The 12,809-nt window shown below is 64.2% G+C and carries 11 protein-coding genes and 2 pseudogenes; 8 read left to right on the top strand and 5 right to left on the bottom strand.

Going from position 1 to position 12,809, the window contains the following annotated elements:
- Nucleotides 1–228: 228 nt before the first annotated feature.
- From NLM32_RS30655 to NLM32_RS30645, 3 genes and pseudogenes are all read left to right on the top strand, one after another.
- Nucleotides 229–693 (top strand): annotated as a pseudogene (locus tag NLM32_RS30655) (CHASE3 domain-containing protein); the annotation flags it as partial.
- Between the two features lie 93 nt (nt 694–786).
- Nucleotides 787–2,082, top strand: a pseudogene (locus NLM32_RS30650) (sensor histidine kinase); the annotation flags it as partial.
- Nucleotides 2,083–2,219: 137 nt separating this feature from the next.
- A complete protein-coding gene (locus tag NLM32_RS30645; protein WP_254132478.1) occupies nt 2,220–3,545 on the top strand; it encodes an LVIVD repeat-containing protein in 1,326 nt (441 codons plus the stop codon).
- Nucleotides 3,546–3,665: 120 nt separating this feature from the next.
- On the opposite strand, the gene NLM32_RS30640 is transcribed toward NLM32_RS30645, so the two are convergent.
- Entirely contained in the window at nt 3,666–4,838 is a 1,173-nt protein-coding gene (locus tag NLM32_RS30640; protein WP_254132477.1) for a M20 aminoacylase family protein, read from the bottom strand.
- A 616-nt stretch (nt 4,839–5,454) separates the two neighbouring features.
- On the opposite strand from NLM32_RS30640, the gene NLM32_RS30635 reads away from it, so the two are divergent.
- Nucleotides 5,455–6,042: a TetR family transcriptional regulator gene (locus NLM32_RS30635; protein WP_254132476.1), complete on the top strand. Its 588-nt coding sequence runs from the start codon at nt 5,455–5,457 to the stop codon at nt 6,040–6,042.
- A gap of 36 nt (nt 6,043–6,078) precedes the next feature.
- On the opposite strand, the gene NLM32_RS30630 is transcribed toward NLM32_RS30635, so the two are convergent.
- The 4 genes from NLM32_RS30630 to NLM32_RS30615 all read right to left on the bottom strand — a co-directional run bounded on the left by NLM32_RS30630 (nt 6,079) and on the right by NLM32_RS30615 (nt 9,712).
- Entirely contained in the window at nt 6,079–6,384 is a 306-nt protein-coding gene (locus tag NLM32_RS30630; RefSeq protein WP_254132475.1) for a hypothetical protein, read from the bottom strand.
- A 99-nt stretch (nt 6,385–6,483) separates the two neighbouring features.
- Nucleotides 6,484–7,515 (bottom strand): MBL fold metallo-hydrolase, encoded by a 1,032-nt coding sequence (locus NLM32_RS30625; protein ID WP_254132474.1) that lies wholly within the window; start codon nt 7,513–7,515, stop codon nt 6,484–6,486.
- Between the two features lie 171 nt (nt 7,516–7,686).
- Nucleotides 7,687–8,337, bottom strand: coding sequence for a response regulator transcription factor (locus tag NLM32_RS30620; protein WP_254132473.1), 651 nt, complete (start codon nt 8,335–8,337; stop codon nt 7,687–7,689).
- A gap of 7 nt (nt 8,338–8,344) precedes the next feature.
- Nucleotides 8,345–9,712, bottom strand: coding sequence for a sensor histidine kinase (locus NLM32_RS30615; protein WP_254132472.1), 1,368 nt, complete (start codon nt 9,710–9,712; stop codon nt 8,345–8,347).
- 181 nt (nt 9,713–9,893) lie between these two features.
- On the opposite strand from NLM32_RS30615, the gene NLM32_RS30610 reads away from it, so the two are divergent.
- The 4 genes from NLM32_RS30610 (at nt 9,894) to NLM32_RS30595 (ending at nt 12,803) form a co-directional block, all read left to right on the top strand.
- On the top strand, nt 9,894–10,664 hold the full coding sequence (locus tag NLM32_RS30610) for a MotA/TolQ/ExbB proton channel family protein (RefSeq protein ID WP_254132471.1): 771 nt from the start codon (nt 9,894–9,896) through the stop codon (nt 10,662–10,664).
- Nucleotides 10,661–11,347 (top strand): hypothetical protein, encoded by a 687-nt coding sequence (locus NLM32_RS30605; protein WP_254132470.1) that lies wholly within the window; start codon nt 10,661–10,663, stop codon nt 11,345–11,347. The genes NLM32_RS30610 and NLM32_RS30605 overlap by 4 nt, the downstream gene beginning before the upstream one ends.
- Complete coding sequence (locus tag NLM32_RS30600) at nt 11,340–11,945, top strand: hypothetical protein (protein WP_254132469.1); 606 nt, start codon at nt 11,340–11,342, stop codon at nt 11,943–11,945. The genes NLM32_RS30605 and NLM32_RS30600 overlap by 8 nt, the downstream gene beginning before the upstream one ends.
- Before the next feature lie 117 nt (nt 11,946–12,062).
- Nucleotides 12,063–12,803: a metallophosphoesterase gene (locus NLM32_RS30595; RefSeq protein WP_254132468.1), complete on the top strand. Its 741-nt coding sequence runs from the start codon at nt 12,063–12,065 to the stop codon at nt 12,801–12,803.
- Nucleotides 12,804–12,809: the final 6 nt, after the last annotated feature.

Raw genomic sequence — 12,809 nt, 5'->3', positions numbered from 1 at the left:
CACCGCTCCATGAGTTTCCGCCTGGTACCATGTTGGCGCTTCAAATTGCGGGCAGTCAATTGCACCAAAGGGGACGTCAGCCGTGACATTGTGCCCCGCCAACCGGCGGATTTCGGCGCCGGCGTAGCGTGCGTCGAGAATGGCTGGTTCCCCGCTCACCTGCGCGGACCCACCCATGCTATCGTTCCGGCAACACTCCGCTCCGACGCGCGTCGATGATCCACGGCCATGCCAGTCTTCGCTCCTGGGTATTATCTGCGGTGGTTTACTCGTCCGCTGATCCTTGCGGTCGCAGTGCTGGTGGCCCTGTTTACCGCGACCGGCTTCCTCGGCCTGCAATATTGGGAGGAGCGGCAAGCAGCTCATCAATTCACCGAGCATAGCCGCCAGGTGCTCGAAACGCTCGATCGGCTGCGGGCGATCGTCGCGGAACTGGAGACCGAACGGCGCGGGTATCTCATGACTCTCGACCCCGCCTATCTCAAGGCCTACGGCGTCTCTGACGAAAGTGTACGACGGGAGGCCCAGGCGCTACAGACGCTGGTCGCGGACGATCCGTTGCAAGGCCTTCGGGCCGGACATCTGGCACTGACCGTTGCGGCAACGCTACGCGAAATCGACGAGCTGCTGAAGACGGCCGGCACGTCCGGGCTGGCCGCGCTGGCAATGATCCGCAGCATGGATGAGATCCGCTCGCAAATCGACCAGATGGTGGATCACGAGCGCTTTCGGCTCGCCGACCGGGAGGCGCGCGCTGAAGCATTCGAGCGTCGCTGGACCTGGCTGATCGCCGGCGCCGTTGTCCTCGTCGTCGCGCTGGCCGGAGCTGCGCTGGCGCTCGCGCGGCTCGAAGCGAAACGGCGAAGAATGGCGACCGAGGAGAACATCCAGCTCCAGAGCGATCTTGCAGCGCGAGATATCAAGATCCGGCGCCTGTTCGATGCCAACATCATCGGCATCATCATCTGGGAAGTCGAGGGACGCATTCTGGAGGCCAACGATGCATTCCTTCGCATCGTGGGGTACGATCGGGAGGATCTCGCCTCGGGGCGTCTGCATCGGACCGACCTCACACCGCCGGAATGGCGCGATCGCGATTTGCAGACCGTGACGGAATTGAAGCGGATCGGGTCGGCGCAACCATTCGAGAAGGAGTATGTGCGCAAGGACGGAAGCCGTGTGCCGGTGCTGATCGGCGGGACCATGTTTGGGCAAGGTACGGATAATGGCGTCGGCTTCGTCCTTGATCTGACGCCACTCAAGCGGGCGGAAGCCGAAAGCCGCGAACACGAGCGGCGCTACCGTGAAGCCCTGATGGAGCTCGCGCACGCAAATCGCGTCACCACGATGGGGCAGCTCACCGCTTCGATTGCCCATGAAGTCAACCAGCCGATCGCCGCGATGGTGGCGAACGCCGAGGCCGGGTTGAACTGGCTGGAGGCCCAGCCGCCGAATCTGGAGCGGGTTCGACAGACGTTCGGCTGGATTACCAGTGACGGCATGCGCGCCGGCGACATCATCGGCCGGATTCGGGCGCTCATCAGGAATGCTCCCCCACAAAAAGAGAATCTGGAGATCAACCCGGCGGTGCTTGAGGTCATCGCGCTGACCCGCAGCGAAGCGTTCAAGAACAGCGTCTCGGTGCGAACGCAGTTTGCCGAGGGCTTGCCGGCCGTTCAGGCAGATCGGGTTCAACTTCAGCAAGTGGTGCTCAACCTGATCGTCAACGCGATCGAGGCGATGGCCGCGGTCGGTGAGGGGGAACGCGAGTTGCTGATCAGCACCGGTTGGGATGCATCGGACGGCGTGCACGTCACTTTGCGGGATTCCGGTCTCGGGTTGGATCCGAAGAACGTGGAGCGCCTGTTCGAAGCCTTCTACACCACCAAGCCCACTGGCATGGGGATGGGCCTCGCCATTTGCCGCTCGATCATCGAGGCGCATGGCGGACGGATGTGGGCTGGTGCAAACGAGCCGCGAGGCGCCGTCTTCCAGTTCACTCTACCTCTCGCGTCAGACCAGACCGCACCTCGCCCGATGAGGGCGGATGAGCCAATAGGTCTACGCTCTGCGGCCCGCTGACAGGCGGTGCGCGCAGCGCGTCTTGACCAATTTGCTGACGCAGCTCGTCGATCGTGACGCTTGCATGGCGGACGACACAAGGCTTGCGTGCCTCGCCGCAAGCGAGCATCATCTCGCCAAAAAATGGGGGAAACGTGATGCCTGAAGTCACTCGCCGCAGCCATCTTCGGCAATTGTCAGCCGTGCTCGGATCTGCCGCGCTGTCTGGCTGGTCGGGGCCGGCACGGGCCGCAGACCCGGACGTTCCCCCTGAAGGCATCGGCAAGGGCATCCAGCACATCTCCTACAGCGACATCGGCGGGCGGCCCGACAGCGTGCAGGTGATGTTCAACCGGCAGCACATCTATGTCGGGCACATGTTCAGCGACGGCGTGACGATCCTGGACGCCTCCGATCCGCGTGCGCTGAAGCCGGTCAATTTCTTCACCGCGGGACAGTACACCCGCACCCACCATCTGCAGGTGGCTGAAGATATGCTGCTGCTTGCGAACGGCGCCAACATCGTCGCGATGCAGTCCTACGACAACATGCGCGGCTATTTCGAGAACACGCTGGTCGACAGCATCACCAAGGCGAAGAAATTCCGCTCTGGCCTCTCCATCCACGACATCTCCAAACCCGGCGAGATGCGCGAGATCGCATTCCTGGAAATGCCCGGCTTCGGCATCAACCGGCTGTGGTGGCCCGGCGGGCGCTACGCCTATGTGTCGGCGCATTTCGACGGCTTCACCGACCACATCCTCTGCGTGGTCGACCTCAAGACCATCACCAAGCCGGAGATCGTCGCGAAATGGTGGCTGCCGGGGATGAACCGTGCGGCCGGCGAGCCGGCGACGCCGAAGGGTAAGCGCTTTGCGCTCCATCACATGATCACGGCGGGCGATCGCGGCTATGCGGCCTGGCGCGACGGCGGCTTCACCATCCACGACATCAGCGATCCCACCAATCCAAAGCTGCTGTCGCACATCAACTGGTCGCCGCCCTTCGCCGGCGGCACGCATACGCCGCTGCCGCTGCCGAAGCGTCAGCTCGCAATCGTCGCGGATGAAGCGAACGCGGACCAGTGCGCCAAGGGCCTGTTCCACACCTTCGTGCTCGACGTGCGCGCGCCGGAAAACCCGGTGCCGATCGCAACCCTGCCGACGCCGCGCGACCGCGATTTCTGCACCAACGGCACCTTCGGTCCGCATAATCTACACGAGAACCGTCCCGGCGCGTTCCAGAGCGAGGAGACGATTTTCGCGACCTATAACAATGCCGGCGTGCGGGTGTTCGACGTCAGGGACGCCTTTGCGCCGAAGGAGCTCGCCTACTGGGTGCCGCCGACGCCGAAGAAGCTCATCGACCCCCGTCCGAACGTCGCGCTCGCGGCGAAGACGTGCGACGCCTATGTCCGGCCCGACGGGATGATGTTCGTCAGCGACTGGAACGCCGGCATGCACGTGCTGCAATATCAGGGATGAGAGGTACGCAGTCGTAGGGTGGGTTAGCGAAGCGTAACCCACCGCTGTCTCTCACCGCGGAAGCAGAAGAGGTGGGTTACGCCTTCGGCTAACCCACCCTACGCAGCTACGAGACCAAGACTACCCGACCGGCATCGCGGTTTCGATCAGGCGTACCCAGAACGAGGCGCCGTGGCCGAGGATATTGTCGTTGAAGACATAGGCCGGGTGATGGCATGCCGGGCTGTCGCCCATGCCGACCAGCACCATGGCGCCGGGGCGTGCTTCCAGCATGAACGAGAAATCCTCCGCGCCCATCATCGGGATGATCTTGTCGTTGACGCGGTCGGCACCGACGATGTCGCGGGCAACGTCGGCGGCGACGCCGGCTTCGCGCGCATGATTCAAGGTCACCGGATACATCCGCGTGTATGTCGTCTCCGCCGCCCCGCCATAGGCGCGGGCGACGCTTTCGGCGACTTCGCCGATGCGGCGCTCGACGAGATCGCGCACGTCAGGATCGAGCGTGCGCACGGTGCCGCTGAGTTCGGCGGTCTCGGGGATGATGTTGAAGGCGGTGCCGGCGTGGAATTGCGTGATCGAGACCACCGCCGACTGCAGCGGATTGACGTTGCGCGCGACGATCGATTGCAGCGCGTTGACGATCTGCGAGCCGATCAGCACGCTGTCGATCGCCTGGTGCGGGGTGGCGCCGGCATGGCCGCCCTTGCCGTGGACGGTGATACGGATGTTGTCGGAGGAGGCGAGCAACGGACCCGGCGTGGTCGCGAAATGACCCTCAGCGAGGCCCGGCATGTTGTGCATGCCGTAGACCTGGTCGATGTTCCAGCGCGTCATCAGCCCGTCCTCGACCATGGCCTTGCCGCCGCCGCCGCCTTCTTCGGCGGGCTGGAAGATCATGACCGCCGTGCCGTCGAAATTGCGCGTCTCGGCGAGGTATTTTGCGGCACCCAGCAGCATCGCAGTGTGGCCGTCATGGCCGCAGGCGTGCATTTTGCCCGGGATCTTCGAGGCATAGGGCACATCGGCGGTTTCCAGGATCGGCAGCGCGTCCATATCGGCGCGCAGGCCGATGGTCTTGCCGGAGGCCGACTTGCGGCCACGGATCACGCCGACGACGCCGGTGCGGCCGATGCCCGTCACCACCTCGTCGCAGCCGAACTCGCGAAGCTTGTCGGCGACGATGCCGGCGGTGCGATGGACTTCGTAGAGCAGCTCCGGGTTCTCGTGGAAGTCATGGCGCCAGGCGGCCATTTCATCGGAGAGGGCGGCGATGCGGTTGACGATGGGCATGGAGGGGATCCGTTTCTTCTTCGTAGGACGGGTGGACGCAGCGTACGCCGCATGGGAGGCGGGCGGTGGGCGAAAGCGGAGTACGCCGGCGAGAATGCTTTTTACGCCGTGATGTGGCGGAGGGGGAGGGCGAAACAGACGGCGCGGCAAAGCGGTGGGGGACGATAGTGCCGAGAGGTATCATGGTCCGCGGAGCGGATGTGGTCGGCAAACCCAGGCAGCGGCCCCGCAAATATTGGCTGTCAATCACGGATCATTGACTGACAGATATTGAAATCTGTCATCGAGACGTGTATATCCGTTCTCGGACGCTCCGATTGGGCGTCCCGTGGCCACCTCCAGGGGGAGCCCGCGATCCGAAACAACACCGGGTCGAGGGTCGTCATTCAAGGGCGAGGGCCGCGGACGAATGGAGACTACGACAATGACGACCGAAATCATCAATCTCACCGGGACGATTGGGCATTGGCTCAATTTACTGGTTGCGCGCCAGATCGCGGCGCAGGCTGCAAAACTGCCTCATTAAGGCGAGAGCTTTCCGAACCGACCGGTATGGGCGCTTCGGTAAGCATCCATCGCCGGGTAACTGGACCCTGAACGGGAACATGGTGCTGGCATGAACGAAGCCGTTGTCTTGACGCCGGAGCGGATCCTCGAAGTCACCGAGGACGTGTTGCGGCGCTACGGACTTGCCAAGGCCACCGTGGTCGACGTTGCCCGTGCGCTCGATGTGAGCCACGGCAGCGTCTATCGCCATTTCCCGAGCAAGGCTTCGCTGCGCGAGGCCGTTGCCAAGCGCTGGCTCGACCGCATCGACGCGCCTTTGCTGGCGATCACCAAGGAGCAGGGCCCTGCGCCCGACAGGCTCGACCGCTGGCTGCGCACGCTGTTCGCCGCCAAGCGTTCGCGCGTGCTCGACGACCCCGAGATGTTCGAGACCTATCTCACGCTGGCGCGCGAGGCCTGCGCGGCGGTCAAGTGTCACAAGGACACGATGATCGATCAGATCGCGGCGATCCTGACCGACGGCGTCAAGCAGGGCGTGTTCGCCGTGGACGACGTCAAGACCACCGCGCGCGCGCTGTTCGATGCGACCTGCCGCTTCCACCATCCGGCCCATGCCGACGAGTGGAAAGATGCCGATCTGCCCGCGCGCGTCGACGCGACGCTCGCGCTGTTGCTGCGCGGATTGAAGGCAGCCTAGGCCAACACCCTCCCACCAAAGCGCGCAACCGTCGCTTCAGCCTTTCGCCTTGCGCAGAAGGGTGTCCTCGCGAAGAGAAGGCGAGGGGGACGATTGTTTTCGTGCGTGAAAAGCGGCGTCGGCGGATGGGACAACCGGCGGGCTCTGCGGATATGCATTCACCGCGATTTCGACGATGTTCTTTGACTGCCTCCGAAGGTGGTGGAATGTAAGCTCCTGATCGAGCGCGGGGCAGCGGAAGTGGACGACCGCCGTATCCGGCAGGCGGCAGAGTTCGTCGATGAGGTCGCCCACGGTGAGGAGCGGAGGATCGACGAGCGTTCGGTGCATAGCCTTACTCATGGCGCAACTCCTTCACTCTGCTGCCAACAAACGCGCGACGGTGTCGGTTCCATTCCGCTCGGCTCAAGCGTTGGATAAAATGCGAACCGCGCCGATGTGCTAGAGCGCGGATCCCGACCGCAAGTTGCGCGACCGCAATATGCCGAACGGGTCCTCGCGCCCGGCCAGTCTGCGGTACGTCGCAAGGTCGTCAAGCGTCGGACCCTCCCCGCGTCTGGTATTCCCACTCGTTCCAACCGAAATCGACGTGCCGAGACCGGCATAGAGATCGTTGTCGCCGAACGCCTGCTTGAGCGCGGCAAAAGTCGGCTCACCGGTGCAATGTCCCGGTGCGACGGCGTCGACCTTGAATCTGTCCTTCAGAGCGGTAACGACTTTCGCGATGGCCTCGTCAGGTGCGACGACCAGACGAAATCCACCGGCGATGAGATGAATCCTGGGATTGATGGCGGTTGCCGCTTCGACAATGCGCTCGATCCCGGGGTGCGAACAACCGACCAGAAGGACTACGCCTTCTGCGGTGTTGACGGCCAAAGATAGCTCCTTGAGTTCTCTCGTCCCGGGCACGTCGGAGATCAGCGAAATAAGCGTGATACCAGGAGCAATTTCGGTCGTTTGATCAATCAGCTCGAAGTTTGCATTGGCCCATGCCGAGCCAGATTTTATCACCGCTGGGGGCTTGCCTCCATAGTACCGCATCTCCGGCGGCAAGGCCTCGTCTTTCCGGTAGAAGCCGGACGGCAGCGAAGAGCCGTAGATGCCAAATCCTTCCTTGGGCGCGTAGATCTTGACGGTCGGATTGACGCTCAGGACGTAGGACAAACCCGCCATGTGATCGGAGTGGCGGTGCGAAAGAACGACGAAATCGAGGTCCGAGAGGTTGACACCCTTGGCCTTCACGTTTGCAGCGAAGATTTCGGGGTTGTTACCCGTGTCGAACAAGATGCGTTTTCCCGCGACTTCGACGAGGGCGGAGAAGCCCCAGTCCTTTGTCATCGCGTCATTGGTGCCGAAGGCGTCATAAAGAATGGTGATCTGGTCTTTCGCCTCGGTTGCCGCGCTTTCGGTGGGGCCACTCGCGAAAACGCTGAAGGCGATCAGTGCTGCAAGAAGACTGTCCCTGATGTTCATGGAAGCGTCTCCTGCTGTTGTGCGAAACATACAACGGGAACGAGGGTGGCTTCGATGCCGTGCCGGCGATCGAGCCTAGCACAATCTGGGGGAGGCTGGAGACCTTCGTTGGGGCAGCAGAGCTTTGATGAGGGGCCTTGGGAACTTATGCGAGCACGTCGTCGCTAAGCTCTAAATCCTGGTCAATCCACAGCTCGCCGCCAGCCGCACGAGCTGCGCATCCGTGCGTGTGCCGGTCTTGGTCTTGATCAGATAGTGATAATTCTGGACCGTCTTGACGCTGAGATTGAGATGCGTCGCGATCTCTTCGGTGGTGGCGCCGCCGGCGAACTGGCGCAAGATCTCGATCTCGCGCTCGCCCAACTGATCCAGCGCCGAGCCTGTCGACAGGCTGTCCTCGGCCAGGACATGCGCGATGTCGTCGCTCATGGCGCGCTCGCCGCGGGCGACGCTGCGGATGGCGTTGACGACGGCGGTGGGCGCGCTGCTCTTGGTGACGAAGCCGGAGGCGCCGGCACTGAAGGCGGCTTTCACCAGCACGGCCTCGTTGTGCATGGTGAAGACGAGGATCCGTGCCCGCGCATTGCGCGCGCGGATGTTGCGGATCGCCTCGAGCCCACTGGCGCCGGGCATCGAGATGTCCATCACGACGACGTCGGGGTCGTGCGTCTTGAAGGCGCCGTAGGCATCCGCGGCATTGTCGGCTTCCGCCACGACGTGGAGATCGCCCTGGCTCTCCAGCACGCGCCGGTAGCCCTGGCGGACGATCGGATGGTCGTCGACCAGCAGCACCGAGATGCCTGTTGCTGCGACCTCGCTCATGACGGCCTCATGCGGCAAGCGGGATCGTCGCGGCGACGCTGAGCCCGCGGCTCGCGGGCAGGATCGACAATGATCCGCCGGCGGCTGCGACACGCTCGCGGATGCCGGTGAGGCCGAAACCGGCCGAGCGCGCCACGCGCGCCGCATCGCCGCCGCCGTCATCCTCGACGCGGATCAGCAGCGCATCGTCCTCGCCTGCGCAGCGTTCGACGTGCAACGAGATCTCGCGGGCCGCACCGTGGCGCAGCGCGTTGGTCAGGCATTCCTGGGCGACGCGATAGGCGGTCGTGGCGGCCGGACCGCTGATGTCAGTGAGGTCGCCCTTGAGGTCGAGCTGGATCGTCGGCTGCGTCGCGCTCTGCGAGCGCCAGCTGTCGACGAGGTTGACGAGGCTGGCTTCCAGCCCGAGCTCCTCGGGCAGGGGATTGCGCAGGCGCTTCAGCGTATCGCGCAGCGAGGCCATCAGATGGTGCGTGGCCTGCGAGATCATGCGCGCGTCCTGCGCGATGCCATGATCCCTGTCCTTCGTACTCGCCGTCTCGATCGTGTTGGCGAAAGCGAGGATGGCGGAGAGATTTTGCCCGAACTCGTCGTGCAGTTCGCGGGCGAGCGCGCGCCGCTCGTCGTCGCGGATCTCGATCAGGCGCCGTGTCAGCGCCGCGCGTTGTTCGACGGATTCTTCCAGCCGGCTGCCCAGCGCATCGACGGCCCCGCCGATCATCCCGAGCTCCATGGAGCGGAAGCGCGGCAGCTTGGTGCGATACTGGCCGCGCGCCATGCGTTGCAGGGCAAGCACAATGGCCCGCGCCGGTGCCAGCGTGTGCGCGATCGCGAGCGAGGCGAGCAGGGCGATCGCCGCCGCCATCAGCAGCGCGACGTCGATCACATTGAGAATGTACTCCCAGGCGAGCGAGATTGCGGCCGCTTGATCCGGTGTCGCAACCACCGTTCCGGCGGCTGCCGCCCGGGGGCTGACCGGCCGTACCACCTCGGCGTGGCTACCGAGGAAGGTCGGAACGATGGACGCGAACCAGCGCGGCGGCATCCTGCCGATCCCCTGGCTCTGGCCGCACAGCGGCTTTTCGAATGCAGTGGCCGGCTGGAACTCGACGCAGACGCCGGGCGAGATCAACTTCATCGTTTCCAGCGTTCGCCACTCCGGAACCGGCATGAGATGCTCGCGCATTCTGCTGCTGCGCAGCAAGAGCTCGTGCCAATACAGCCCCTGAAGCGCCTGCGCGACCCGCTGCGCGGACGTCGCAGTCGCCCGGTCGACGCTGCGATAGGCATCGAACGTGGCCCATAAGGTCGCCGCGCCCAGGCAGAGCGCAACGATGAGAAGCAGACGGGCGACAAGCTGAAGCACGAGGCGCATGCGATCACCCCAAAGTTTGGTAAGCTCAGCCTAACAACGCCGTCGCGCCTTGCCAATTGCAGGGCACCGCAAGATTGCAGCTCGGGCAAATTTCCCAAGCCGGATTGGGCATGGGTCTTTGGACCGGATGCGGCGGCTTTGATCTAATCGGGGTGGAATCGAAGGTCAGGAGCAGTGCAGCATGAGTTCGATGACGATTGGACCGATCGCGAACACGGCGACCGACCCATCCGAGCGCAGCGCGCTGCTGTTCTGGATGATCTTCACGGGGCTATCGATCTTTGCCGTGGTGCTGCTGTGGCGGTTCGGCCTGATCCATCTGATGCTGACCTCGGACCGCACCTATATTTCGAGCGTGATCGCGGTGCTCTATATCCTGACCTGCGGTCATTGCTTCCTGCGCACACGGGCGATCGCGCGTGAGGGAGCGGCCGCGCGACGCTGCCGCGCGGTGCTGGCGGCGCCCGACGGCAGCAGGGTGCTCGATGCGAGCGCGACCACGCTGCCGCGCGGGTTGGTGCGGGATCACATCGAGAGCCTCGTGACCAAGGCCGCCGCGCAGGATTACCGGCCGGTCGATCAGACGCTGCTGCTGCGAACGCTCGCCGACCGGCTCCGCGGCTCCAACGGGTTCGGTGCCTTCGTCTCCGACACGCTGATGAAGCTCGGCCTGCTCGGCACCATCATCGGTTTCATCATCATGCTGGCGCCGATTGCCGGACTGGATGCCGCCGACAAGGTCGCGATGCGCTCCTCGATGGGGCTGATGAGCGACGGCATGGCGGTTGCGATGTATACGACGCTGGCCGGCCTCGTCGGTTCCATCCTGGTCCGCATCCAGTATTACATGCTGGATTCCGCGACCCAGCGGGTGTTCTCCGATGCCGTGGTGCTGACCGAGACCTATGTGACGCCGGTGCTCGAGCGCAAAGGCGCTGGAACGCCGTCATGATGGATGATTTCGGTCTCTATCCGCGCGAGGAGCAGTTCGATCCCTTGGGCGTGATGTTGTTCAAGGCGCTCCAGGTGGTCGCCTTCCTGTTCTTCCTTGCGCTGCTTGCGGTCTCCCCGGATGCCAAGGAGGGCAAGATCGACTCCAAGGCCGAGTTCATGATCACGCTGGACTGGCCGGACAATCACCCGGACGATCTCGACCTGTTCGTGCAGGACCCCGCCGGCAACATCGCCTGGTATCGCCACCGCGAGGCCGGCTTCCTCACGCTCGACCGCGACGACCGCGGCGGGGCCAACGACTTCATCATGGTCGCCGGTAAGAAGATCGCTTCGCCCATTCGCGAGGAGATCGTGACGTTGCGCGGTATCGTGCCGGGTGAATACACCGTCAACGTCTCGCATTTCGTCGCCACGACCGGCGAGCCTGTCACGGCCAATGTGAAAGTGCAGAAACTCAACCCGACCGCGCAGGTGGTCTTCGACAACAAGTTCACGCTCGACCATACCGGTGACGAGAAGACCGCAGTGCGGTTCCGGCTCGATGCCGAGGGCAAGGTCATCGATGTCAGCCAAAGGCCGAAATCGCTGATGGAGACCTTTCGCAGCACCTGGCGCAATGGGGCCGACCTCGACCCGAGCACCGGTGTGAGCGCGAACGTAAAGAGGATCCGCCGTGATTAATCTGCAGACGGTCATCCTCACGCTGTCTGTTGCCTATGCCGTGATCGGCGCGCTGCTGCTGGTCGTGCTGGTCTATGCGCGGCTGCACTGGTCGCTCAAGGCTGTCGCAGTGGTGGTGACCAGCGCCTTCTATGTCGTCAGCTTCACCGAAATGCGCGGGCTGCTCGGCTGGGCCAGCACCGACCGGCTGCCTGCCAACTTCAAGCTGCTCAAGGCGCGGATCGTCGAGCCGCATTCGCTGGAGGGCGATCCCGGCTCGATTTATCTCTGGGTCGAGGAAGTCGACGAGGATCATCGTCCGAGCGGCATCCCGCGCGCCTTCCGCGTCCCCTACAACGACGCCCTGGCCGACAAGACCCATGCAGCCGAGAACGAGATCGCTGCGGGCCACCCGCAAGGCGGACGCGCGGCGGATTTCGGCGGCGGCGAGGGCAGCCTGATCGACATGGTGCGGGAATATGTGACGCCCAAGGTCATCCTCGAGACCAGCGGCGGCGATTCCTCGACCGGGGAGTTCAGCGCCCCGCCGGCCGGCGCGCAGGGAGCGGTCTTCACGCCGCTGCCGCCGCCCCGGATGCCGCCCAAGGACGAGGAATAGGCTCTTCACCATCACGTCAGCGCGGCGCTGGTCAACCGCCCCGCGCTGGCGCATCTTGCCCGCCTCCCTCAAATTGGCTTTATCGGCGTCAATTAGGAGTTTGAGGGTGGAGGGTGCGTGCTTCTCGCTGTCTTCTCGGATATCCACGGCAACCGGCAGGCGTTCGAGGCATGCCTGAAGGCGGCCCGCGCCAGGGGTGCGGAGCGCTTCGTCATGCTCGGCGATTTCGTCGGCTATGGTGCCGATCCGGAATGGGTCGTGGATACCGCGATGGAGCTGGTCGCCCAGGGGGCCGTCGCCGTCCGCGGTAATCACGACCAGGCGGTGAACTCCTCGTCCGAAACCATGAACAATGAAGCCCAGATCGCCATGGAATGGACGCGCGGACGGCTCGACGCCGTGCAGCGCCGGTTTCTCGCCGAGCTGCCGATGCTCGTCGAGGACGGTGACCGCCTGTTCGTGCACTCGGAAGCCTCTCATCCCCAGCGCTGGCACTACATTCGCTCGACGGCGGACGCCGCCAGGAGCTTGATATCGACCCCCGCCCACGTCACCTTCTGCGGCCACATTCACCGTCCTGCGCTCTATTCGATGTCGGTGACGGCGAAGATGACGGGACTCGTGCCGAAGACCGATGTGTCCGTGCCGCTCCTGCGCGGGCGGCAATGGCTGGCCGTGCTCGGCGCGGTCGGCCAACCGCGTGACGGTGATCCATCGGCGGCGTTCGCGCTGTTCGATACGGTCTCATGCCAGGTCACGTATTGCCGCGCGCCCTATGACGTCGCGACCGCGGCGAGCCGGATCCGTGCGAACGGCCTGCCGCACTGGCTCGCCGACCGGCTGTCGGAGGGGCGCTAGAAGCCG

This window comes from Bradyrhizobium sp. CCGUVB14 (genome assembly GCF_024199935.1).
GTDB lineage: Bacteria > Pseudomonadota > Alphaproteobacteria > Rhizobiales > Xanthobacteraceae > Bradyrhizobium.
This window is presented reverse-complemented; position numbering and strand designations above follow the sequence as displayed.